The sequence below is a fragment of the Enterobacter cloacae complex sp. 372C4 genome, from assembly GCF_050030615.1.
Classification (GTDB): Bacteria; Pseudomonadota; Gammaproteobacteria; order Enterobacterales; family Enterobacteriaceae; genus Enterobacter; species Enterobacter intestinihominis.
Window position 1 is genome coordinate 516,272 of the sequence record NZ_JBLGUQ010000001.1, and the last position, 22,227, is coordinate 538,498.

Sequence of the window (22,227 nt, forward strand, 5' to 3'; positions counted from 1 at the left end):
ACCGCTCAATGAAAACCGGGAGCCATCGCTCCCGGTTTTTTTATGTCTCCAGCGCCGTCAGGGGCAGTGGTTTACCAATCAAATAGCCCTGCAAATAATCAACGCCGTATCGCAGCAACATCTCGCGTTGTTCAGCCGATTCCACATATTCAGCCACCACACAAAGCGATTTCGTTTTTGCCATGTTGCAAATGGACTGCACGATCATCGCATCCATGCTGTCGGTGCAGATATCTTTCACGAAGCAGCCATCGATCTTAATGATATCGGCCTCCAGTCGCTTCAGGCGCTCAAAGTTGGCATAGCCGGTACCAAAGTCATCGATAGCAATGCGGAAGCCATAATCCCGCAGCTGCTGGATATTGTTGATGCTGCTTCCCGAGTCAGAGAAAGCCTGTTCCTCGGTGATCTCAATGACGATATCTTGCGGTGCAACGGCGTAGCGTTCAAAAAGCGCGATGATCTCAGTTGCAATCTCGTTCTGCATCAGCGTCAGCGGCATCAGATTAACGGAGAACCGCGTTCCGGCCCGTCCGGATGGATGACTGCGCATCCACATCAGCAATTTTTCCACCACGTTCAGGTCGAATCGGTGGCTCAGGTTGAACTGAGCAATCAGCGGAATAAAGCGGTCAGGGGTGATGATCTCACCATCACTTTCAAGACGCGAAAGGATTTCAAAGTACCCTTCTCCGCGCGCGTTGTGAATTGGCTGCGCGTAAAGATGGAGACCACCGATATCAAGGGCGCGTTTTATACGGGCCAGCATTAGCACCCTGTCAGTCGTATGACCAGAAACATCATCCAGACTGTTGGTTAACGCAAGGACGTTATGCCCGGAACAGGACTGCTCGGACAGCCAGCTCAACTGACCCAGCGTGTGATGCACGCTTTCTCCATTTGGCACTTCCCCCCAGGAGGCACCAAACTCAATGTCGAGCTCAGTCTTGTTCCAGATAATTTTACGGCTGTTCAGATGGTCAACCATAAATTGCAGACGTTCAGCCGTGCCCGGTCCCAGCAAGACCAACATCAGTTCACTGCCTGGTAACTGGAAGAGCTTCTCGTCTTTTTGCAATAACGGCTGCAGCGACGCGGTGATCATCTTTTTACAGTGCACGCGCATGAGGATGCCGTAGTGACGGCTCAGGAATTCCAGATTATCCAGACGCAAGCAGCAGACTTTGGCCTCAGGATGATGCTGTAGAAAAACTTCCAGCGCACGAATGTTAGGCAGACCGGTGAGCGGATCGGTAAGCGCCCTATCCTGCCACCCCTGTTTCAGCCATTCACTTTTCTGATAGATCTGCGACATGTAAAGCAGGCAGATAGCGAAAGAGATGAGTACCGACAGAATAAAGGAGAGCGAGTGGCCCGATTCAACGCCATTGAGAAAATTATAATTATAGGTCAACAACATGAGCGCTGAGGCTGCCCAGAATAAAGAGATGAGCGCATAGCTCAAACGACCAATACCCAGGGTAAAAAGAATGAAAACGGTCGGCATCAAATAACCCGCAATAAACTGCGACTCAAAAGGCGCGCATAAAATAGCGATCATTGAGACCAACAGCATCAGCCACACAACGATAAATAACGCTTTTTTGTTGCAAAAGAGGGGCTTCACGCTTCGCCGCCAGAATGTTCGGGCATAGCGAGGATTAATAATCATTCTTAATGGATAATAGAACATCATGGTGAAAATCAGGGCGGCGCAAATCAGACTCTGAATATCGATAACGTTATAAATTGCAGAGCCTTCGCCGAAATAGGAGGAGATTGTTACCGGGAAATCAAATAAATACCCCGCCAGATACATCGATAATTTGATGCCCACAGGCACCATAAATCCGAGCCATAAAATACGTATACCAATGTACTTATTCGGCATGCTGTGGCGCCAGCGCTTGCCCAGCATCAAACGGATAACGCCACAGGCGGCGAAGACGGAAAACGTCTGACAACATAATAAAACGATAGATTGTAGCGGGGCTAAATCAAAGCAATAAGCATTAGTAACACTAAAACTTAGCAACAAAGGAATGATTGCCCGTCGTCCAAATAACAACACGATGGCGAGCATGGCGCTTAAGGGCAGCCACGCTAAATAAACATCATTTTCGTTAACGATAGCGCGCGGAGAGATATAACGGGAAAAGGGGATCGCAATCAGGCTTAGCGCCAGGGCAATCATAAATATTTTTACATTATTGTAAATTTTTCTATTCATTAATCCGGGTAATCTATTTAACCATCGTCTTATTGACCGGATCGATAATAGGTTTATTAATTGGACGAATCAAGTTTAGGTCTATTTATGGACTTATTTATTGATTTGGATTGAGGTGAGGTATAGAAAATGACGTTAATTGCAACAAAAACAGTCTAAATATTTTACAAGATATAAAAAACCCCCGTCTGACGACGAGGGTTTAAATTTTGGTGGAGCTAAGCGGGATCGAACCGCTGACCTCTTGCATGCCATGCAAGCGCTCTCCCAGCTGAGCTATAGCCCCACATGTTACTTTACCTACCGTACTCTGTTGGGTTCAGAGTTTGGTGGAGCTAAGCGGGATCGAACCGCTGACCTCCTGCATGCCATGCAGGCGCTCTCCCAGCTGAGCTATAGCCCCATCGTAAAGCTGTCATGTTGACGGGCGGCATAATATGAATTCCGCCGTACAGTGTCAACGGCAAATTCAACCTCAGCCTTTCAACCGCCGAAAAATCATGCAAATGAATCACTTTGCGAGTCTGCTCGCAGCCAGGAGTTAAGCTTGTCACGTTTTCACGTAAAACGGTGCTATAAAATGAACCACTAATTAACCCCACAGATATTCAGGAAATTGTATGATCAAGGAACGAATGACGCCAGAAGAGTTAGCCCTGCTGACTGGCTATAGCCGACAGACCATCAATAAATGGGTACGCAAAGAGGGTTGGATTACATCGCCAAAACCAGGCGTTCAGGGCGGCAAGGCGCGTCTGGTACACGTCAATGAAAAAGTGCGCGACTTTATTCGCAGCGCACGCAGGGTAACAGAGTCGCCGGAAATGCCAGAAAAGGCGTACCACGAAGGCTCGCTTCACGCCCTGCTCCTGACGCTGGCGAATGAAATGACGCCGGATGAGCAAAAGCAGATGACATCTCTGTTACTGCGGGAAGGGATTACCGGATTGTTACAACGCTTAGGGATTCGCGACCAACGCTAATATGAAAAGATTACGCAGCAAAATGACCACGGAAGAGCTGGCGGACAGTCTGGGCGTCGCCCGACAAACCGTTAATCGCTGGATACGACAGAAAGGATGGAAAACGGAGGGTATCAACGGTGTAAAAGGCGGAAGAGCGAGGGTGATATGTATTGATGCGCACGTTAAGGAGCACATCATTAGCCTTCCCGCCATTCGTAACAGTCGGGCTGTTTACCATGTGGCAGAAAGCCCTTCACTCTATTGCGTGGCGACCTCATCCAGCCTGCTTCCACAAATTATCGACTCGCTGGAAAACATGACAACTGTCGAACAGGAACGTTTGCACAAGCTGCTCGCTCGCGAAGGTTTGCAGGGTTTTCTCACGCGTCTTGGTATTGCTGAATAACAGACATAAAAAACGGCAGGTAACCCTGCCGTTATTTGTATTTCACGAGCATTACTGCTGGCTTTCGCGCTCAGCAATAAAGCCCAGCGCCTTGTTGATACGCGCAACGCTACGTGATTTGCCAATGGCATGAACGGTCACGTCCAGCGCCGGAGACTGGCCTGCCCCCGTCACCGCAACGCGCAGCGGCATACCGACTTTACCCATGCCAATTTCCAACTCATCAGCGGTTGCCTGAATCGCGTGGTGAACATTTTCTGCAGTCCATTCGGTAATGGCTTCGAGTTTATCTCGCACCACTTCCAGCGGCTGACGCGCAACCGGACGCAGGTGTTTCTTGGCCGCATCGGCGTCGAACGCGTCAAACTCTTCATAAAAGTAGCGGCAGCTCTCGGCGATCTCTTTCAGCGTTTTGCAACGCTCGCCAAGCAGCTTCACCAGATCCGCCAGTTCAGGGCCCGTACGGGTATCGATGTTTGCCTGCTCAATGTGCCATTGCAGATAAGTCGCCACATACTCTGGCTGCATGGTATTGATGTAGTGATGGTTCAGCCACAGCAGTTTGTCAGTGTTGAACGCGCTGGCTGATTTGCTTACCGAGTTCAGAGAGAAAAGCTCGATCATCTCTTCGCGGCTGAAGATCTCCTGGTCACCATGAGCCCAGCCCAGACGCACCAGATAGTTCAGTAGCGCTTCCGGCAGATAGCCGTCATCACGGTACTGCATCACGCTCACCGCGCCATGACGTTTGGACAGCTTTTTACCGTCGTCACCGTTGATCATCGATACGTGCGCATACACCGGTACAGGCGCGTTCAGCGCTTTCAGAATGTTGATCTGACGCGGGGTGTTATTGATATGGTCTTCACCACGGATCACGTGAGTGATTTCCATATCCCAGTCGTCCACAACCACGCAGAAGTTATAGGTTGGCGAGCCGTCAGTACGACGAATGATGAGGTCATCCAGCTCCTGGTTGCTGAATTCGATCGGGCCACGGATCTGGTCATCAAAGATAACAGAGCCATCCTGCGGGTTAGCAAAACGCACTACGCAAGGCTCATCAGCAGCATGCTCGCTGTGGTCATGACGGCAACGACCGTCATAACGCGGTTTTTCGCCTTTTGCCATTTGCTCTTCGCGCAGCGCATCCAGACGCTCCCTTGAGCAGTAACACTTATAGGCCGTGCCTGCGACCAGCATCTCGTCAATTACGGCGTTATAGCGGTCAAAACGTTTGGTCTGGAAGTATGGGCCTTCGTCCCACTCCAGATTCAGCCAGTTCATCCCATCCATAATGGCTTCAATTGCTTCCGGCGTTGAGCGCTCCAGGTCGGTGTCTTCAATACGCAGCACAAACTCACCTTTGTTGTGGCGTGCGAAAAGCCAGGAGTAGAGAGCAGTACGTGCACCACCGACATGCAGATAGCCTGTCGGGCTCGGCGCGAAGCGAGTTTTGATTTTCATGAAATGGCCTTACGTTATAAAGATGCCGGTAATCGGCAAATCCTGGGAAGAAAACAATGGGCAATATTCTATCACTGTGGGCCGATTCCTCAATGTCGATCACTTTATCCGGTTCGAGATTGCTGTTTTTGTTTAGAAATCATGCACCACAGTCCGTTTTGCGATCGTTTTGACTAATTTTACGACGAACGAATAAAAACTTTAGAAAATGCGTTGACTCATTTTCAACTCTCCCTATAATGCGACTCCACACAGCGGGGGTGATTAGCTCAGTTGGTAGAGCATCTCCTTTACACGGAGGGGGTCGGCGGTTCGAGCCCGTCATCACCCACCATCTACTTCGGTAGACTCGCAGTGTAGATAAGAATTGAGATTGGGCGATTAGCTCAGTTGGTAGAGCATCTCCTTTACACGGAGGGGGTCGGCGGTTCGAGCCCGTCATCGCCCACCATTCTCACCTTATCGTAGCAGTTCCGAAATGGGCGATTAGCTCAGTTGGTAGAGCATCTCCTTTACACGGAGGGGGTCGGCGGTTCGAGCCCGTCATCGCCCACCATTTCGGGTCGTTAGCTCAGTTGGTAGAGCAGTTGACTTTTAATCAATTGGTCGCAGGTTCGAATCCTGCACGACCCACCAATGTAAAAAAGCGCCCTAAAGGCGCTTTTTTGCTATCTGCGATATAGCACATCCCCATTGCAGCCAAACCGCTTGTTTTACTCAAGCTCACGCCTTCTTTGCCGATACCTCTATTTTATGGCGAAAAGGATCTCAATATGACAACTCTTAAGCCCGTTTCTCTGTCGGCGATGGAAATCGGCAGCGTAGATAACAGCTCCGGCGGAAACGACATTGCTTCCCAGATCACCCGTCTGACCAAACAGATAACGAAAGTCACTCAGCAACTTAAAGAAGTCGCCATGGGTGATGCCACAGCGGAAGAAAAGCAAAAGCAGCAAGAATTGCTCGAATCTCAGCTGGCTATGTTGCAGGCACAGCTGGCGCAATTGCAGCGTCAGCAGGCAGAAGAGGCGATGCCAAAACAGGAAAACGGTCAGGCCGTGGCGGAAGGCGTCAATAAACCCTCCGCAGAACATCAGATTGATATCTATATCTGATCATTGGTTTCGTTAAAAAGTGGATCGCGCGTGCGGGCCTCCATCAGACGCCTGGCCTGCATACGCACCACATCCCAGCAGGCATGAGCCGCTCCGGAAAGAGACCTGTTTTTACGGCGTACCAGCATCAGCTGGCGTTCAATGCAGGGCAGGAAACGCTTCACCGTTAAACGACTTCCTTGCGGCAGTGGCAGCGCCAGCGCAGGCAGAACGCTGATGCCAATCCCCGCTTCGACCATCGGGAAGAGCGTGGCAGGATGCCCAATCTCCTGCACAATGGTTGCCTTTACGCCCTGTGCGGCCAGTGCGGCATCTATCAGCGGGCGGCTACCTGATGCATAATCCTGTAACACCAGGTTTGCCCCCTGTAAGGCTTGCCAGGCCACCTGCGACAGCGATGCCAGAGGATCATCATCGCGGCAGAGCAATAAAAAGGGTTCCGAGAGTACCACTTCACATTCCAGGTCGCTTACCGCTCCGGGATCGATAACAATCCCGAAATCTACATCCCCCTGACGAATACTTTCCAGTACCCACTGCTGCGGCCTGTCGTGCAAAACAAAATCGATATCCGGATAGCGGTGATTACTTTCAGCGATGCATTGGGGAATAAGATGCGCCGAAATCGTCTGGCTCGCCGCCACTCTCACGGTACCGGAAAGCTGTTGTCCAAGCCGTCCGACGTCCCTCAGCGTACTGTTCAGTTCATCCAGCAGCCTTTCCAGACGCGTTGCCAGCTGATGTCCCGCTTCGGTGAGCACCACTTCGCGCGTCGTGCGGTCGAGCAGTTTCACGCCGGTTTGAGTTTCCAGCTCTTTCACGCTATGGCTCACCGCCGACTGGCTGAGGCCAATCATCTCCCCTGCCCGACTGAAGCTGTGGGCCTGCGCGACGGTGACGAAAACACGAAGCTGACGTAGTGAATAATTCATCTATTTAATTCATGAATGGATGCAATAAATCAATTTTATTTCTCAAAGGGAAGAAAGCACAATAGCGGCATCTGTTTTCAGGAGTGATTATGAAACTTTTTCGTATCCTTGATCCGTTTACGCTGACCCTGATTGGTGTCGTCTTGCTGGCCTCGTTCTTCCCGGCGCGGGGCGGTTTCGTTCCGGTCATTGAAGGGCTGACCACGGCAGCCATTGCCCTGTTGTTCTTTATGCATGGCGCCAAACTCTCCCGGGAAGCCATTATTGCAGGCGGTAGCCACTGGCGACTGCACCTCTGGGTAATGTGCAGCACCTTTATCCTCTTCCCTGTTCTGGGCGTGCTGTTTGCCTGGTGGGCGCCGGTGAATGTCGATCCGGCACTCTATACCGGTTTCCTTTATCTGTGCATTTTGCCGGCCACCGTGCAGTCTGCTATTGCCTTTACCTCGCTGGCGGGCGGCAACGTCGCGGCGGCGGTATGTTCTGCTTCGGCTTCCAGCCTGCTCGGGATCTTTGTTTCACCGCTGCTGGTCGGTCTGCTGATGAACATGCATGGTGCAGAAGGTAATCTGGAGCAGGTGGGTAAAATTTGTCTGCAACTGCTACTGCCGTTTGTGCTCGGACACTTATCCCGCCCCTGGATTGGGGCGTTTGTGGCGAAACACAAAAAATGGATCGGGAAAACGGACCAAAGCTCCATTCTGCTGGTGGTTTACACGGCCTTCAGCGAAGCCGTGGTGAACGGCATCTGGCACAGGGTGGGCGCAGGATCGCTGCTGTTTATTGTGGTGGTAAGCATTGTTCTGCTGACAATTGTGATCGCGGTTAACGTCTTTGTGGCCCGCAAATGCGGCTTCAATAAGGCCGATGAAATCACCATCGTATTCTGTGGATCGAAAAAGAGCCTGGCCAACGGGATCCCGATGGCCAATATTCTGTTCCCGACGTCGGTCATTGGGATGATGGTACTGCCGCTGATGATTTTCCATCAGATCCAGCTGATGGTGTGTGCGGTACTGGCGCGGCGTTACAAGGCACAGACTGAAAAGCTGGCGCAGGAAGAGACCCGCGCCGCGAAAGTTTAAGGACGTTTCAGGGGCTGCACCAGCTGGGTCAGCCCCTCTGTTTTGATCAGTAATGTGATAGCCATCAGCTCGCCAAGACGCCCGGCAGGAAACTCATCCTTACGGGCAAACCACAGCAGATATTCTTCCGGTAAATCAATCAGCCTGCGGCCCTTATATTTACCGAACGGCATCTCCGTATTGGCGATCTCAACGAGCTGCTCTTTTTCCACATCACTCTCCTAACAGGCGCATCATTTCCGCTTCATCGATCACCTCGATGCCGAGCTCCTGCGCTTTTGCCAGCTTCGAACCGGCCGCTTCCCCGGCGATCACCAGGTCGGTTTTCTTTGACACGCTTCCCGCCACTTTTGCCCCAAGCGCCACCAGGCGCGCTTTCGCGTCATCGCGTGAAAGCTGACTCAGACTGCCGGTCAGCACCACCGTTTTACCGGCAAACGGGCTGTCGATCTCTTCTGCATTAACCACTACCGGTGCGGGCCAGTGAATGCCCTGTTCCAGTAATTTACCGATCACTTCACGGTTGCTCTCTTCGGCGAAGAAGTTGAAGACGTGGGTAGCGACCACTATACCAACGTCAGGGACTTTCTGTAGTTCGTCGATGGTGGCTTTCTCAAGAGCCTCCAGCGTGCCGAAATACGCCGCCAGCCCTGCCGCCGTCGCCTCTCCGACTTCACGAATGCCTAGCGCGTAAAGGAAACGGGCAAAGGTAGTATTTTTGGCCGCCTCAAGCGCATTGACCACGTTCTGGGCAGATTTCGGCCCCATACGATCAAGACCGGTCAGCTTACCTGCCGTCAGGGTAAAGAGGTCCGCTGGCGTATGGACATACTCTTTCTCAACTAACTGGTCGATGATCTTGTCACCCATTCCGTCGACGTCCATCGCCCGGCGGGAGACAAAGTGCTTCAGGGACTCTTTACGCTGCGCGCCGCAGATTAACCCGCCCGTACAGCGCGTTACCGCTTCACCTTCCACGCGCTCAACGTCCGAACCACATACCGGACAATGGGCAGGAAACTCGATGGCACGGGTATCGGCAGGACGTTCTGATTCCACTACGTTAACCACCTGCGGGATCACATCGCCCGCGCGGCGAATCACCACTTTGTCACCAATTCGCAGCCCCAGACGGGCAATTTCATCGGCGTTATGCAGCGTAGCGTTACTGACCAGCACGCCAGCCACCTGCACAGGCTCCAGACGCGCCACAGGCGTAATCGCACCCGTACGTCCTACCTGAAATTCCACGTCGCGAACGAAGGTCATCTGCTCCTGCGCCGGGAACTTAAAGGCCACTGCCCAGCGTGGCGCCCGGGCAACAAAACCCAACTGTTCCTGCAATGCCAGGGAGTTAACCTTGATCACTACGCCATCAATATCAAACCCAAGCGTGGGACGATCTTCTTCAACCTTGTGATAGAACGCCAGCACCGCCTCTGCAGAGTCGCAAAGCTGCACGCGGTTGCTTACCGGCAAACCCCACTCTTTGAACTGCATTAAACGACCCAGGTGGGTATCCGGCAGGTCACCGCCTTCCAGGATCCCGACGCCGTAGCAGAAGAAAGTAAGCGGTCGCTTCGCGGTGATACGCGGATCGAGCTGGCGCAGCGAACCTGCCGCCGCGTTACGCGGGTTTGCAAACACTTTACCCCCGGTACGACGCGCTTCTTCATTGATCTTCTCAAACCCCGCCTGCGGAAGGAAAACTTCCCCGCGCACTTCCAGCCGCTCAGGAATGTTATCGCCACGCAGCTTCAGCGGGATCGCACGAATGGTGCGCACATTGGTGGTGATGTCTTCCCCGGTGGTGCCGTCGCCGCGCGTTGCGGCACGTACCATCACGCCGTTCTCATAAAGAATGCTGACGGCCAGACCATCCAGTTTTAGCTCGCAGCACCAGCTAAGATTGTCGACGCTCTTCAGGCGATCCTGCACGCGCTTGTTGAAAGCCAGAAAACTCTCTTCATCAAACACGTTATCCAGCGACAGCATCGGCACTTCGTGGCGCACCTGGCTGAAAGCACCCAGCGGTTCCGCGCCGACGCGCTGCGTTGGGGAATCGGGCGTAATCAGTTCGGGGTGCTGCGCTTCCAGCTCGCGCAGTTCACGCATCAGGCGGTCATATTCTGCATCCGGCACTTCCGGTGCGTCCATAACATGATAGAGATATTCATGATGGCGAAGCGTGGTTCGCAGTTCAGTAAGTTGTTGTTCGATTGAGTCCATATCGCACCATCAATGAGAAAAACCCCCGACAGGCGGGGGTTGAGGAGGAGTTGAAGTAAACGCGACGATTACGCGTTAGCTTCCTTAACTTCGCGGATGCGGTCCTGATATTCGCGCAGTTTCTGCGGCGTCATCATACGACGCTGATCGTCGAGCACCACACCGCCCACTTCGTCGGCGATGTGCTGAGCGGACTGTAGCATCAGCTTAAAGTTTTGCAGCTCGTCACCGTAGGACGGCACCTGCATAAAGATCGTAACCCCAGGCGTGACGAAATCACCGGTCATTTCCGGGTCAAACGTGCCTGGATTGACCATATTGGCCAGGCTGAACAGCGCCGGACCGCTGCCGTCAGGACTCAGGTGGCGATGGAAAATATTCATGTCGCCGAACTTGAAGCCTGCCTGTTGGATGCTGTTAAGCAGCACGTCACCGTTCAGATGGGTGCCATGATGAGCAGCCACATTCATGATGATTACCGCTTCTTTACGCTGCGGCTTTTCAACAACCGGTTCTGGCTCTGCAACCGGCTCTGGCTCAACGCGCGGAGCGGGCTGTGGCGCAGGCGGTTCAGGCTGCGGCTGCGGCTGCGGTTGTTCTACCGGCTGCGGCTGTTGCACTGGCTGTGGCTGATGCACTGGCTGTGCAGGCTGTTGCACAGGTTGCTGCTGTACAGGCTGTGGCGCAACGGGCTGCTGTTGCACAGGCTGCTGCGACGGATAACGAACAGGTTCTTCCACTGGCGGCGGCGCTGGCTGGCGCGGCTGGGCAGAGGCATACGGTGGTTGATACTGGTGCTGCGGAGCGCGGGGAGCTTCATGCTCTCCATGCGCTGCGCCGGGCGCAGTATTGACCCGATGAACACGAACTTCACCCACGCCGTCGTCGTCAAGACCGTCGATGTCGTCTTCAACGTCATCGTCTTCGCGACTGGACTTCATGCGCTTCAGTGGACGATCGCGAAACATAGAGGAACGCTCTTTACGGCTGGTCCAGAAACCATGTACCAGTAAAGCGATTATGGCGATCGCGCCAACAATGATTAATATCAGACGCAAATCCTGCATCATTATATTCTCTGTTGTTCTAACACCTTGCCACCACGGCAAACATTTACTCACTAAGAGTATTTGCCGTTTACGTCAAGTGCAAGTGTATGCAGAGCATTCACAGCATAAAGATGAACTAAATCGTGCTTTTTGCTGGTTTTTCGAACATTTCCGAACTGGTCATTGGCCCGTAACTGGATAATATAGGCGGGCAATTCCACTGGTTGTGTAAAAAGGAGTACAGCCTGGTATGGTTTCAACATCTTCTTCTGCCCCACGTAGCGGGGTCTGGTACTTTTCTCAGGGCTGGAAACTGGTCTCCCTGCCGGGCATTCGACGCTTCGTTGTTTTGCCGTTACTGATCAACATTATTCTGATGGGGGGCGCGTTCTGGTGGCTGTTCACCAGACTGGAAAGCTGGATCCCTTCCCTGATGAGCTATGTGCCGGACTGGTTACAGTGGTTGGACTACCTGCTCTGGCCGATTGCGGTTATCTCCGTGCTGCTGGTTTTCGGCTATTTCTTTTCGACGATAGCTAACTGGATAGCCGCGCCGTTCAACGGTCTGCTGGCCGAACAGCTGGAAGCGCGCCTGACCGGTGCGGCGCCGCCTGACACGGGCGTACTGGGGATCGTGAAAGATGTCCCCCGCATCATGAAGCGCGAATGGCAGAAGTTTGCGTGGTACCTGCCGCGGGCGATTGTGCTGCTCATCCTTTATTTTGTACCCGGGATCGGCCAGACGGTCGCACCCGTGCTGTGGTTCCTGTTCAGCGCCTGGATGCTTGCTATCCAGTACTGTGATTATCCGTTCGATAACCACAAAGTGCCGTTTAAAGAGATGCGCACTGCCCTGCGCACTCAGAAGGTTGCCAATATGCAGTTTGGTGCCCTTACCAGCCTGTTCACCATGATCCCTTTCCTGAATCTGTTCATCATGCCCGTTGCCGTTTGCGGCGCGACGGCGATGTGGGTGGACTGCTACCGTGCTAAGCACGCGTTATGGAAGTAATGCAAAAATGTGTAAAAGAGGGGTGGCTTATGCCGCCCCTTATTCCATACTGATCCCCATTATTTCCTTGCAGCATATAGATATGCGATTTCCTTACTTCCCCATACCTGTTCAACAGGTATGCTGGGTCGGTATCCCAATTTCATACAGTTAAGGACAGGCCATGAGTAAGATTTATGAAGACAACTCGCTGACTATCGGTCATACGCCCCTGGTTCGACTGAACCGTATCGGTAATGGACGCATTCTGGCGAAGGTGGAATCTCGTAACCCAAGCTTCAGCGTTAAATGCCGTATCGGTGCGAATATGATTTGGGATGCTGAAAAGCGTGGCGTGCTGAAACCTGGCGTTGAGCTGGTTGAACCCACCAGCGGCAATACCGGTATCGCCCTGGCCTATGTTGCGGCGGCGCGCGGCTATAAGCTGACGCTGACTATGCCTGAAACCATGAGTATTGAGCGCCGTAAGCTGCTGAAAGCGTTGGGTGCGAATCTGGTCCTCACGGAAGGCGCGAAAGGCATGAAGGGCGCGATTCAGAAGGCCGAAGAAATCGTCGCCAGCGATCCTGCAAAGTATCTGCTGCTCCAGCAGTTCAGCAACCCGGCCAACCCGGAAATTCATGAGAAAACAACCGGCCCGGAAATCTGGGAAGATACCGACGGTCAGGTTGATGTGTTTATCTCCGGCGTAGGCACCGGCGGTACGCTGACCGGGGTGTCTCGCTATATTAAAGGCACGAAAGGTAAAAAAGATCTGATTACCGTTGCCGTTGAGCCAACCGACTCTCCGGTTATCGCTCAGGCGCTGGCAGGCGAAGAGATCAAACCAGGTCCGCACAAAATCCAGGGTATCGGCGCTGGCTTTATTCCAGGCAACCTCGATCTGAAGCTGATCGATAAAGTGGTCGCAATCACCAATGAAGAAGCCATCTCCACGGCGCGTCGCCTGATGGACGAGGAAGGCATTCTGGCGGGTATCTCTTCCGGTGCGGCGGTTGCTGCAGCTCTCAAACTGCTGGAAGACGAAACCTTTACCAACAAGAATATTGTGGTTATCCTACCGTCTTCGGGTGAGCGTTACTTAAGCACAGCACTGTTTGCCGATCTGTTCACAGAGAAAGAACTGCAACAGTGATGCCAGTATGTTAAAAACGCGTAAAAAAGCACCTTTTCAGGTGCTTTTTTGTGGCCTGCTTCAAAGTTTTACCCCTCCTGGCATTGCTTCACCCCGTTGGGTCTGGTATTTAAACCAGCAATTATTTTGATGCGCGAAATTAATCGGTGAACGAAATAGCGCTGCTGAATCGATTTTATGATTTGGTTCAAGTCTTGCTTTCACTGCATAATGTTTAATGACGATTGAAACGTCAGCGCTAACTATACAGGCTAAAGTTAAGTCGCCAGGCTAGACTTTAGTTCCACAACACTAAACCTATAAGTTGGGGAAATACAATGTTCCAGCAAGAAGTTACCATTACCGCTCCGAACGGTCTGCACACCCGCCCTGCTGCTCAGTTTGTTAAAGAAGCGAAAGGCTTCACTTCTGAAATCACTGTGACTTCCAACGGCAAAAGCGCTAGCGCAAAAAGCCTGTTCAAGCTGCAAACTCTGGGTCTGACTCAGGGTACCGTTGTTACCATCTCCGCTGAAGGTGAAGACGAGCAGAAAGCAGTTGAGCATCTGGTTAAGCTGATGGCTGAACTCGAGTAAGTTTACCGGGTTCTTTTCAATATCAGTCACAAGTAAGGTAGGGTTATGATTTCAGGCATTTTAGCATCCCCGGGTATCGCTTTCGGCAAAGCATTGCTGCTGAAAGAAGACGAAATCGTCATTGACCGGAAAAAAATTTCTGCCGACAAGGTTGATCAGGAAGTTGAACGTTTTCTGAGCGGTCGTGCCAAGGCATCTGCGCAACTGGAAGCGATTAAAACTAAAGCTGGCGAAACTTTCGGTGAAGAAAAAGAAGCCATCTTCGAAGGGCACATTATGCTGCTCGAAGATGAGGAGCTGGAGCAGGAAATCATAGCCCTGATTAAAGATAAAGGCATGACGGCCGACGCGGCTGCGCATGAAGTTATCGAAGGTCAGGCAACTGCCCTGGAAGAACTGGACGATGAATACCTGAAAGAGCGTGCGGCTGACGTACGTGACATCGGTAAGCGCCTGCTGCGCAACATCCTGGGTCTGGCCATCATCGATCTGAGCGCGATTCAGGACGAAGTCATCCTGGTTGCCGCTGACCTGACCCCGTCTGAAACCGCACAGCTGAACCTGAACAAGGTGCTGGGTTTCATTACTGATGCAGGTGGACGTACCTCCCACACCTCTATCATGGCGCGTTCTCTGGAGCTGCCAGCCATCGTGGGTACCGGTAGCGTCACCTCGCAGGTGAAAAACGACGACTATCTGATTCTGGATGCCGTAAACAACGTGGTTTACGTCAACCCAACTAACGATGTGATCGAGCAGCTGCGTTCCGTTCAGGAGCAGGTTGCTACCGAGAAAGCGGAACTCGCTAAACTGAAAGATCTGCCAGCCATCACGCTGGACGGCCATCAGGTTGAAGTGTGCGCTAACATCGGTACCGTACGTGACGTTGACGGCGCTGAGCGCAACGGTGCGGAAGGTGTAGGTCTGTATCGTACTGAATTCCTGTTCATGGACCGCGACGCCCTGCCAACGGAAGAAGAGCAGTTTGCAGCGTACAAAGCGGTTGCGGAAGCGTGCGGCTCGCAGGCCGTTATCGTCCGCACCATGGATATCGGTGGCGACAAAGAGCTGCCGTACATGAACTTCCCGAAAGAAGAGAACCCGTTCCTGGGCTGGCGTGCCGTACGTATCGCCATGGATCGCAAAGAGATCCTGCGTGACCAGGTTCGCGCTATCCTGCGTGCATCCGCTTTCGGTAAGCTGCGCATCATGTTCCCGATGATCATCTCTGTTGAAGAAGTGCGTGCACTGAAGAAAGAGATTGAAATCTACAAGCAGGAACTGCGTGACGAAGGTAAAGCATTTGACGAGTCAATCGAGATCGGCGTGATGGTGGAAACACCGGCAGCCGCGACCATTGCACGTCATTTAGCCAAAGAAGTTGATTTCTTTAGTATCGGTACCAATGATTTAACGCAGTACACCCTGGCAGTTGACCGTGGTAATGATATGATTTCACATCTCTACCAGCCAATGTCGCCGTCTGTACTGAATTTGATCAAGCAAGTTATTGATGCTTCTCATGCAGAAGGTAAATGGACTGGCATGTGTGGTGAGCTTGCAGGCGACGAACGTGCTACACTTCTGTTGCTGGGTATGGGTCTGGACGAATTCTCTATGAGCGCCATTTCCATCCCGCGCATCAAGAAGATTATCCGTAACACGAACTTCGAAGATGCGAAGGTATTAGCAGAGCAGGCTCTTGCTCAACCGACAACGGACGAGTTAATGACGCTGGTTAACAAGTTCATTGAAGAAAAAACAATCTGCTAATCCACGAGATGCGGCCCAAATTACTGCTTAGGAGATAAGTCTAATGGGTTTATTTAGTAAACTGTTCGGTGACAAAAGCAATAGCGACTCCGGAACTATTGAGATTGTTGCTCCGCTCTCCGGCGAGATCGTCAATATCGAAGACGTGCCGGATGTAGTGTTTGCTGAGAAAATCGTTGGTGATGGCATTGCTATCAAACCAACTGGCAACAAAATGGTTGCTCCAGTTGACGGTACCATTGGTAAGATTTTTGAAACCAACCATGCGTTCTCTATCGAATCAGATAGCGGTATCGAACTGTTCGTTCACTTCGGTATCGACACCGTTGAACTGAAAGGCGAAGGCTTCAAACGTATCGCGGAAGAAGGCCAGCGTGTTAAAGTTGGCGACCCTGTAATTGAATTCGATCTGCCACTGCTGGAAGAAAAAGCGAAGTCTACCCTGACTCCGGTTGTTATCTCCAACATGGACGAAATCAAAGAGCTGATCAAACTGTCTGGCAGCGTTACCGTGGGTGAAACCCCGGTTATCCGCATCAAGAAGTAATTCTTGCCGCACGGTAAAATGGCGCCTTCGGGCGCCATTTTTGTTTATGCAGGCAGAATAAGCTCGTCGTAGCCTTTCGACTGCGTATAGATCATCACGTCAGTCACCCTGTCGCCCGCCATGCGAATGGCGTCGGCCACGGTTTTACCGCCGACGATACCGCTCACCAGCTCCGAACAGAACAGATCCCCCGTCCCTTTCAGGTCCGTCTCAACGCGCGGGTGTGCGCTTACGGTAACGCCCTCCTCGCTCACCAGCACGACGTGGATATTTTGCGGATCGTCAGCCACTGGCGCGCTGGTGATCGCCACCCATTTAAGCGTGTCAGACAGCAGCCCCTGCGCGGCGGCAATGGCGCTCTCCGGCGTACGGCACGGTTTGCCGCTCAGCACTTCCAGCTCAAACACGTTGGGCGTAATGCCCTGGGCCAGCGGGAGCAGGTGCTCACGGTAGGCTTCAGGAATATCCGGCTTCACGTACATCCCGCTGTCGATGTCTCCGATTACCGGGTCGACCAGCACCAGCAGATCGGGATGTTGCACTTTGATCGCCTTCAGCCACTGCGCCAGCAGCACGATCTGGCTGGCGCTGCCCATATAGCCGGTAGTGACCGCTTTTAGCTCGCGCAGGATCTCGCGCTCTTCCAGCGCCTTCAGGTAGCCGCTGAACCACTCGTCCGGGATCACCCCGCCGTAGAAGGTGTCGTAGTGCGGCGTATTGCTGAACAGCACCGTCGGCACGGCGGTAACGTTCAGTCGATGGGTGCGAATATTTGGCACCGCGATGCTGTTTCCCACACTGCCGTACACCACCTGCGACTGAACGGCGACAATATCGGTTTGCTGCGCCCGGGTGTTATCCCGGAATAAAATCATCTCCATGACGCTTAAATCCCCGCCCCCTGCGAATAACTCTCTTCACCAAAGACGCCGGTCGACAGGTAGCGATCGCCGCGATCGCAAATAATCGCTACCACTACTGCACCCGGGTTTGCCTTAGCCACCCGAATCGCCCCCGCTACCGCGCCACCCGAACTGACGCCGCAGAAGATGCCTTCACGCACGGCCAGCTCACGCATGGTATTTTCCGCCTCGCGCTGATGAATATCCAGCACCTGGTCCACAAGCTGCGCATTAAAGATGCCCGGCATATACTCCGCGGGCCAGCGGCGAATGCCCGGAATACTGCTTCCCTCTTCCGGCTGGAGGCCGACAATCGTCACCGGCTGCTCCTGCTCGCGCAAAAAACGTGACACACCGGTGATCGTGCCCGTGGTCCCCATGCTGGAGACAAAGTGGGTGATGCGCCCGCCGGTTTGCTGCCAGATTTCCGGGCCGGTGGTGGTGTAGTGCGCGTACGGGTTGTCCGGGTTATTAAACTGGTCGAGCAGCTTGCCTTCCCCGCGCTCCGCCATCGCTAACGCTAAATCTCGCGCCCCTTCCATACCCTGCTCTTTGCTCACCAGAATCAGCTCGGCCCCGTAGGCACGCATGGCGGCACGGCGCTCCTGGCTCATGTTATCCGGCATCAGCAGCGTCATACGATAGCCTTTCAGGGCGGCTATCATCGCCAGTGCGATACCGGTGTTACCGCTGGTGGCTTCGATCAGCACGTCGCCGGGCTTTATTTCGCCGCGCTTTTCGGCCTGAACAATCATCGACAGCGCCGCCCGGTCTTTCACCGACCCCGCCGGGTTATTGCCTTCAAGTTTGACCCAGATTTCGCTGCCGTTGTCACACCCCATGCGCTGAAGTTTGACCAGAGGTGTGTTGCCGATGGTGTGTTCGAGTGTATTCACGTTTTTTACTCAATAAAAAGCCCGGTAAGCATCACGCCACCGGGCGAAAAACATACTCAATAACCTATCAGGCTGACTCCGCCAGAGCAATATCCTCGCGCGTCTCGATGCGCTCGTTGCCGTGATAAATGCGCGCGTGTTGCAGCCCCACAAACAGGCGTTCCCCCCGGTGCGGCGGCTCGTCGTCACGCATAACCACGGTCAGCGGCTCGGTGTACCAGCCCAGGGGCTGTACCACTAATTGGGTGTAGTGACCTTTAGGGCTAGCTTCCAGCACCTGCACCGGAAGCGGTGAGTCCAGGCTGGTACGGCGGCTGACGTCCACTTCCCACGGGCGCAGGAACAGATCCACCGGCCCCTGGTGCGCGGAGGTATACCCCAGCGGCCAGCGGTGCGCGCCAACGTGGAACTGACCGCCGCGAATAGTACCCTGAAGGCGGTTTACTTCCCCCATAAACTCCAGCACAAAGCGGGTCGCCGGTTCACGCCAGAGTTGCTCTGGCTCGTCAACCTGCTCAATGTTGCCCTGACTCATCACCACCACGCGGTCGGCTACTTCCATCGCCTCTTCCTGATCGTGGGTCACGAAAACGCTGGTGAACTGGAGTTCCTCATGAAGCTGACGCAGCCAGCGGCGGAGCTCTTTACGCACCTGCGCATCCAGCGCGCCAAACGGTTCGTCCAGCAGCAGGATTTGCGGTTCCACGGCTAACGCACGCGCCAGCGCCACGCGCTGTTTCTGCCCGCCAGAAAGCTGTGCCGGGAAGCGGTCCGCCAGATGAGCCAGCTGCACCATCTCCAGCAGTTTGGTCACTTTCGCTTTGATGGCGGCCGCATTCGGACGCTCACGACGCGGCAGTACGGTCAAACCAAACGCGATGTTGTCGAATACCGTCATGTGGCGGAACAGGGCGTAGTGCTGGAATACAAAACCCACTTTACGGTCGCGGGCATGCAAACGGCTTACGTCCGTACCGTGGAAGCGGATATGTCCGCTGGTCTGGTGCTCAAGCCCGGCGATAATACGCAGCAGCGTGGTTTTACCGGAGCCAGACGGTCCCAGCAGCGCCACCATTTGTCCGGAAGGGATATCCAGCGAGATATCATTCAGCACCTGGGTGCGACCAAAAGACTTCTTAATATTGGCAATCTCAATGCTCATGATTTCCCTCCTGATGCTGACGTTTTTCCTGATTCTCTAAACGCCACTGCACCACACTCTTCAAAAACAGGGTCAAAATCGCCATCAGCGTCAGTAACGCTGCGGCAGTAAAGGAACCGACGGTGTTGTAGTCCTGTTCCAGTAATTCAATCTGTAACGGCAGCGACAGGGTTTCGCCGCGAATCGAGCCGGATACCACCGACACCGCACCAAACTCACCAATCGCACGGGCATTAGTCAGCACCACGCCGTAAAGCAGTGCCCAGCGGATATTCGGCAGCGTGACGCGGCGGAACATCTGCCAGCCGGAAGCGCCGAGCAGCACCGCGGCTTCATCTTCATGGCTGCCCTGGCTGAGCATCACCGGCACCAGCTCGCGTACCACGAACGGACAGGTGACAAAGACGGTCACCAGCACCATCCCCGGCCAGGCGAACATGATCTGCAGGTCGTGTTCATCCAGCCAGCCGCCCAGCGGGCCATTGGAACCGTAGAAGAGCAGATAAACCAGACCCGCCACCACCGGTGACACCGCAAACGGGATATCCAGCAGGGTCAGCAGCAGCTGACGCCCCGGGAAGTTAAAGCGCGTTACCAGCCAGGCCAGCAATACGCCAAACACCAGATTCACCGGGACGGTGATCAGGGCAATCATGACCGTCAGCCAGATGGCGTGGAGCATGTCCGGATCGGCCAGGTTTTGCAGCGCGGGCATAATCCCTTTGCTGAAGGCCTGGACGAAGATGTACACCATCGGCACAACGAGAATGAATGCGGAGACCAGCACGCCGGTACCAATCAGAAACCATTTGCCCCAGTTGATGCGGGGCGCGTCATAGCGCTTCAATTGCGTAACTTCCGCCATCAGTGACCTACCACACGTCGACCAAAGCGACTTTGCAGAGTGTTAATCGAGAACAGCAGTAGCAGCGACGCAGCAAGGATCACCGAGGCAATCGCACTCGCGGCCGGATAATCAAACTCCTGCAAACGGACAAAAATCATCAGCGAGGTCACTTCGGTTTTCCACGCGATGTTCCCGGCGATAAAAATGACCGCGCCAAATTCACCGAGGCTGCGGGTAAAGGAGAGCGCAATACCCGCCAGCAACGCCGGAGAGAGTTCCGGCAGCACGACCTTGCGAAAACTCTGCCAGCGCGTGGCGCCGAGCGTTTCTGCGGCCTCTTCGTATTCGGGTCCTAACTCTTCCAGCACCGGCTGCACGGTACGTACCACAAACGGGATGCTGGTAAAGGCCATGGCCACCGCGATACCGAGCCAGGTATAGGTCACTTTGATATCAAACTTCGCCAGCCACTCACCGTAAAACCCGTTCACGGAGAAGAGCGACGCCAGCGTCAAACCGGCAACCGCCGTCGGCAGGGCAAACGGCAGATCCATCAGCGCGTCGAGCAGGGTGCGGCCCGGGAAGCGATAGCGAGTTAAGATCCACGCCATCAGCAGGCCAAACACGCCGTTAAAAATCGAGGCCACGAACGCAGACAGCAGGGTGACCTTGTAGGCCGCCACCACCTGCGGGTTAGTAATCACTTCCCAGTACTGGGACCAGCTCATCTCAGCGAGCTGCATCACCAGCGCGCTGAGCGGTAATAACAAAATCAGACAGACGAACAGCAGGCTGGTCCCGAGGCTTAAGGTAAAGCCCGGCAGCACACGTCTGGAGGACACTGCAAACATTACTTACGCCCCGCTGCCAGCAGTTTGTCCAACTCACCGCCGCTGACAAAATGCGTTCTCATGACCTCAGGCCAGGCGCCGAAATGATCTTCCACGCGGAACAGCTCGGTCTGCGGGAATTTGTCTTTCAGCTTGCTCATCACGTCCGGGTTGTTGACACGGTAGTAGTAGTCGGTGATAACGGTCTGCGCCTGCGGGCTGTACAGATAGTTCAGGTAGGCTTTCGCCGCCTTTTCTGTGCCGTTAGCCTTAACGTTTTTATCCACCCACGCCACCGGGAACTCGGCCAGAATGTTCGTTTTCGGGATAACCACTTCGAAGCCCTGCGCTTCGTACTGTTTACGAATATTGTTCACTTCGGATTCAAAGCTGATCAGTACGTCGCCCAGCCCGCGCTCGGCGAAGGTGGTGGTTGCGCCACGACCGCCGGTATCAAACACCTCGACGTTTTTCAGGAACTGGGTCATAAACTGTTCGGTTTTCGCTTTATCGTTACCGTCAGCTTTGTCCGCCGCGCCCCACGCCGCCAGGTAGGTGTAACGTGCGTTGCCGGAGGTTTTCGGATTCGGGAAGATCAGCTTTACGTCTGAACGCACCAGGTCTTTCCAGTCGTGGATGTTCTTCGGGTTGCCCTTGCGCACCAGGAAGCCCATGGTGGAGTAAAATGGCGAACTGTTGTTCGGCAGGCGGCTTTGCCAGTTCGCCGGGATCAGTTTGCCTTTGTCGTGCAGGATCTGCACGTCCGTGACCTGGTTGTAGGTCACCACGTCCGCTTTCAGCCCCTGCAAAATGGCCAGCGCCTGCTTAGATGAGCCAGCGTGCGACTGCTTGATGGTCAGCTTGTCGCCGTTGTTCTCTTTCGCCCACTGCTGTTCAAATGCGGGATTAAGGGCGGCAAACAGCTCGCGCGAAACATCATAAGAACTGTTCAGCAACTCGGTTGCCTGCGCCTGCGCCACCAGCAGTAAACCTGCCAGTGCCAGCGATCCTTTTTTCAGTACAGTAACGGCCATTGCGCACCCTTATAAATGTGATGACTATCTTATAGT

At 53.7% G+C, this 22,227-nt stretch carries 21 protein-coding genes and 6 tRNA genes; 13 read left to right on the plus strand and 14 right to left on the minus strand.

Features of this window, described 5'->3' with window-relative positions; genetic code table 11:
* Positions 1-40: 40 nt before the first annotated feature.
* The 3 genes from ACQG11_RS02470 to ACQG11_RS02480 form a co-directional block, all read right to left on the minus strand.
* On the minus strand, positions 41-2,230 hold the full coding sequence (locus tag ACQG11_RS02470) for an EAL domain-containing protein (RefSeq protein ID WP_400168829.1): 2,190 nt from the start codon (positions 2,228-2,230) through the stop codon (positions 41-43).
* A 210-nt stretch (positions 2,231-2,440) separates the two neighbouring features.
* Positions 2,441-2,516, minus strand: a tRNA-Ala gene (locus tag ACQG11_RS02475).
* 41 nt (positions 2,517-2,557) lie between these two features.
* Positions 2,558-2,633, minus strand: a tRNA-Ala gene (locus tag ACQG11_RS02480).
* A gap of 217 nt (positions 2,634-2,850) precedes the next feature.
* On the opposite strand from ACQG11_RS02480, the gene ACQG11_RS02485 reads away from it, so the two are divergent.
* Positions 2,851-3,213 (plus strand): YfeC-like transcriptional regulator, encoded by a 363-nt coding sequence (locus ACQG11_RS02485; protein WP_022648936.1) that lies wholly within the window; start codon positions 2,851-2,853, stop codon positions 3,211-3,213.
* Between the two features lies 1 nt (position 3,214).
* Complete coding sequence (locus ACQG11_RS02490; RefSeq protein ID WP_063163604.1) at positions 3,215-3,601, plus strand: YfeC-like transcriptional regulator; 387 nt, start codon at positions 3,215-3,217, stop codon at positions 3,599-3,601.
* Positions 3,602-3,652: 51 nt separating this feature from the next.
* Here ACQG11_RS02490 and gltX read toward each other — a convergent pair whose 3' ends face one another.
* Entirely contained in the window at positions 3,653-5,068 is a 1,416-nt protein-coding gene (gltX, locus tag ACQG11_RS02495; RefSeq protein WP_022648938.1) for a glutamate--tRNA ligase, read from the minus strand.
* Between the two features lie 258 nt (positions 5,069-5,326).
* On the opposite strand from gltX, the gene ACQG11_RS02500 reads away from it, so the two are divergent.
* From ACQG11_RS02500 to ACQG11_RS02520, 5 genes are all read left to right on the plus strand, one after another.
* Positions 5,327-5,402 (plus strand) — tRNA-Val (locus ACQG11_RS02500).
* Between the two features lie 41 nt (positions 5,403-5,443).
* A tRNA-Val gene (locus ACQG11_RS02505) sits at positions 5,444-5,519 on the plus strand.
* 29 nt (positions 5,520-5,548) lie between these two features.
* A tRNA-Val gene (locus tag ACQG11_RS02510) sits at positions 5,549-5,624 on the plus strand.
* Positions 5,625-5,628: 4 nt separating this feature from the next.
* Positions 5,629-5,704, plus strand: a tRNA-Lys gene (locus tag ACQG11_RS02515).
* 137 nt (positions 5,705-5,841) lie between these two features.
* Positions 5,842-6,183, plus strand: coding sequence for a FlxA-like family protein (locus ACQG11_RS02520; protein WP_063138119.1), 342 nt, complete (start codon positions 5,842-5,844; stop codon positions 6,181-6,183).
* Here ACQG11_RS02520 and ACQG11_RS02525 read toward each other — a convergent pair.
* Positions 6,174-7,115 (minus strand): LysR family transcriptional regulator, encoded by a 942-nt coding sequence (locus ACQG11_RS02525; RefSeq protein ID WP_032676151.1) that lies wholly within the window; start codon positions 7,113-7,115, stop codon positions 6,174-6,176. The two genes, ACQG11_RS02520 and ACQG11_RS02525, sit on opposite strands and share 10 nt — an antisense overlap.
* Positions 7,116-7,204: 89 nt before the next feature.
* Between ACQG11_RS02525 and ACQG11_RS02530 the strand changes: the two genes are divergently transcribed.
* The gene (locus ACQG11_RS02530; protein WP_022648941.1) at positions 7,205-8,200 is read left to right on the plus strand and encodes a bile acid:sodium symporter family protein; all 996 of its coding nucleotides are present in this window, start codon (positions 7,205-7,207) and stop codon (positions 8,198-8,200) included.
* Here the strand turns inward: ACQG11_RS02530 and ACQG11_RS02535 are convergent.
* The 3 genes from ACQG11_RS02535 to zipA all read right to left on the minus strand — a co-directional run bounded on the left by ACQG11_RS02535 (position 8,197) and on the right by zipA (position 11,499).
* The gene (locus ACQG11_RS02535; RefSeq protein WP_003861328.1) at positions 8,197-8,412 is read right to left on the minus strand and encodes a DUF3820 family protein; all 216 of its coding nucleotides are present in this window, start codon (positions 8,410-8,412) and stop codon (positions 8,197-8,199) included. The two genes, ACQG11_RS02530 and ACQG11_RS02535, sit on opposite strands and share 4 nt — an antisense overlap.
* Before the next feature lies 1 nt (position 8,413).
* On the minus strand, positions 8,414-10,429 hold the full coding sequence (gene ligA / locus ACQG11_RS02540; RefSeq protein WP_426728148.1) for an NAD-dependent DNA ligase LigA: 2,016 nt from the start codon (positions 10,427-10,429) through the stop codon (positions 8,414-8,416).
* Positions 10,430-10,497: 68 nt separating this feature from the next.
* Positions 10,498-11,499: a cell division protein ZipA gene (zipA, locus tag ACQG11_RS02545; RefSeq protein WP_426728149.1), complete on the minus strand. Its 1,002-nt coding sequence runs from the start codon at positions 11,497-11,499 to the stop codon at positions 10,498-10,500.
* A gap of 229 nt (positions 11,500-11,728) precedes the next feature.
* Between zipA and cysZ the strand changes: the two genes are divergently transcribed.
* The 5 genes from cysZ to crr all read left to right on the plus strand — a co-directional run bounded on the left by cysZ (position 11,729) and on the right by crr (position 16,520).
* Positions 11,729-12,490, plus strand: a complete 762-nt coding sequence (gene cysZ, locus ACQG11_RS02550; protein WP_022648944.1) for a sulfate transporter CysZ — start codon at positions 11,729-11,731, stop codon at positions 12,488-12,490.
* Positions 12,491-12,653: 163 nt separating this feature from the next.
* On the plus strand, positions 12,654-13,625 hold the full coding sequence (gene cysK, locus ACQG11_RS02555) for a cysteine synthase A (protein ID WP_006811453.1): 972 nt from the start codon (positions 12,654-12,656) through the stop codon (positions 13,623-13,625).
* Between the two features lie 317 nt (positions 13,626-13,942).
* Positions 13,943-14,200: a phosphocarrier protein Hpr gene (gene ptsH, locus ACQG11_RS02560; RefSeq protein ID WP_000487600.1), complete on the plus strand. Its 258-nt coding sequence runs from the start codon at positions 13,943-13,945 to the stop codon at positions 14,198-14,200.
* 45 nt (positions 14,201-14,245) lie between these two features.
* The gene (ptsI, locus tag ACQG11_RS02565) at positions 14,246-15,973 is read left to right on the plus strand and encodes a phosphoenolpyruvate-protein phosphotransferase PtsI (protein ID WP_022648945.1); all 1,728 of its coding nucleotides are present in this window, start codon (positions 14,246-14,248) and stop codon (positions 15,971-15,973) included.
* 43 nt (positions 15,974-16,016) lie between these two features.
* A complete protein-coding gene (gene crr / locus ACQG11_RS02570; protein ID WP_022648946.1) occupies positions 16,017-16,520 on the plus strand; it encodes a PTS glucose transporter subunit IIA in 504 nt (167 codons plus the stop codon).
* A 44-nt stretch (positions 16,521-16,564) separates the two neighbouring features.
* On the opposite strand, the gene pdxK is transcribed toward crr, so the two are convergent.
* The 6 genes from pdxK to ACQG11_RS02600 all read right to left on the minus strand — a co-directional run bounded on the left by pdxK (position 16,565) and on the right by ACQG11_RS02600 (position 22,191).
* Positions 16,565-17,401, minus strand: coding sequence for a pyridoxine/pyridoxal/pyridoxamine kinase (gene pdxK / locus ACQG11_RS02575; protein WP_022648947.1), 837 nt, complete (start codon positions 17,399-17,401; stop codon positions 16,565-16,567).
* Between the two features lie 5 nt (positions 17,402-17,406).
* Positions 17,407-18,318 (minus strand): cysteine synthase CysM, encoded by a 912-nt coding sequence (gene cysM, locus ACQG11_RS02580; protein WP_193543920.1) that lies wholly within the window; start codon positions 18,316-18,318, stop codon positions 17,407-17,409.
* A gap of 67 nt (positions 18,319-18,385) precedes the next feature.
* Positions 18,386-19,480 carry a sulfate/thiosulfate ABC transporter ATP-binding protein CysA gene (gene cysA, locus ACQG11_RS02585; RefSeq protein WP_022648949.1) on the minus strand — a complete coding sequence of 365 codons (1,095 nt, stop codon included), beginning with the start codon at positions 19,478-19,480 and terminating at the stop codon, positions 18,386-18,388.
* A complete protein-coding gene (cysW, locus tag ACQG11_RS02590; protein ID WP_003861305.1) occupies positions 19,470-20,345 on the minus strand; it encodes a sulfate/thiosulfate ABC transporter permease CysW in 876 nt (291 codons plus the stop codon). The genes cysA and cysW overlap by 11 nt, the downstream gene beginning before the upstream one ends.
* Positions 20,345-21,178, minus strand: a complete 834-nt coding sequence (gene cysT, locus ACQG11_RS02595; protein ID WP_022648951.1) for a sulfate/thiosulfate ABC transporter permease CysT — start codon at positions 21,176-21,178, stop codon at positions 20,345-20,347. The genes cysW and cysT overlap by 1 nt, the downstream gene beginning before the upstream one ends.
* Positions 21,178-22,191 (minus strand): sulfate ABC transporter substrate-binding protein, encoded by a 1,014-nt coding sequence (locus tag ACQG11_RS02600; protein WP_426728150.1) that lies wholly within the window; start codon positions 22,189-22,191, stop codon positions 21,178-21,180. Before ACQG11_RS02600 ends, cysT begins: the two co-directional genes overlap by 1 nt.
* Positions 22,192-22,227 lie beyond the last annotated feature (36 nt).

Bases quoted from the DNA above. Each gene is read 5' to 3' on its own strand.
- crr (WP_022648946.1), top strand. From the start codon at position 16,017: ATGGGTTTATTTAGTAAACTGTTCGGTGACAAAAGCAATAGCGACTCC.
- ptsH (WP_000487600.1), top strand. From the start codon at position 13,943: ATGTTCCAGCAAGAAGTTACCATTACCGCTCCGAACGGTCTGCACACC.
- ligA (WP_426728148.1), bottom strand. From the start codon at position 10,429: ATGGACTCAATCGAACAACAACTTACTGAACTGCGAACCACGCTTCGC.
- pdxK (WP_022648947.1), bottom strand. From the start codon at position 17,401: ATGGAGATGATTTTATTCCGGGATAACACCCGGGCGCAGCAAACCGAT.
- zipA (WP_426728149.1), bottom strand. From the start codon at position 11,499: ATGATGCAGGATTTGCGTCTGATATTAATCATTGTTGGCGCGATCGCC.
- cysA (WP_022648949.1), bottom strand. From the start codon at position 19,480: ATGAGCATTGAGATTGCCAATATTAAGAAGTCTTTTGGTCGCACCCAG.
- ACQG11_RS02520 (WP_063138119.1), top strand. From the start codon at position 5,842: ATGACAACTCTTAAGCCCGTTTCTCTGTCGGCGATGGAAATCGGCAGC.
- ACQG11_RS02525 (WP_032676151.1), bottom strand. From the start codon at position 7,115: ATGAATTATTCACTACGTCAGCTTCGTGTTTTCGTCACCGTCGCGCAG.
- cysZ (WP_022648944.1), top strand. From the start codon at position 11,729: ATGGTTTCAACATCTTCTTCTGCCCCACGTAGCGGGGTCTGGTACTTT.
- ACQG11_RS02600 (WP_426728150.1), bottom strand. From the start codon at position 22,191: ATGGCCGTTACTGTACTGAAAAAAGGATCGCTGGCACTGGCAGGTTTA.
- cysW (WP_003861305.1), bottom strand. From the start codon at position 20,345: ATGGCGGAAGTTACGCAATTGAAGCGCTATGACGCGCCCCGCATCAAC.
- ACQG11_RS02470 (WP_400168829.1), bottom strand. From the start codon at position 2,230: ATGAATAGAAAAATTTACAATAATGTAAAAATATTTATGATTGCCCTG.
- ACQG11_RS02485 (WP_022648936.1), top strand. From the start codon at position 2,851: ATGATCAAGGAACGAATGACGCCAGAAGAGTTAGCCCTGCTGACTGGC.
- ACQG11_RS02490 (WP_063163604.1), top strand. From the start codon at position 3,215: ATGAAAAGATTACGCAGCAAAATGACCACGGAAGAGCTGGCGGACAGT.
- gltX (WP_022648938.1), bottom strand. From the start codon at position 5,068: ATGAAAATCAAAACTCGCTTCGCGCCGAGCCCGACAGGCTATCTGCAT.
- ptsI (WP_022648945.1), top strand. From the start codon at position 14,246: ATGATTTCAGGCATTTTAGCATCCCCGGGTATCGCTTTCGGCAAAGCA.
- ACQG11_RS02530 (WP_022648941.1), top strand. From the start codon at position 7,205: ATGAAACTTTTTCGTATCCTTGATCCGTTTACGCTGACCCTGATTGGT.
- cysK (WP_006811453.1), top strand. From the start codon at position 12,654: ATGAGTAAGATTTATGAAGACAACTCGCTGACTATCGGTCATACGCCC.
- cysT (WP_022648951.1), bottom strand. From the start codon at position 21,178: ATGTTTGCAGTGTCCTCCAGACGTGTGCTGCCGGGCTTTACCTTAAGC.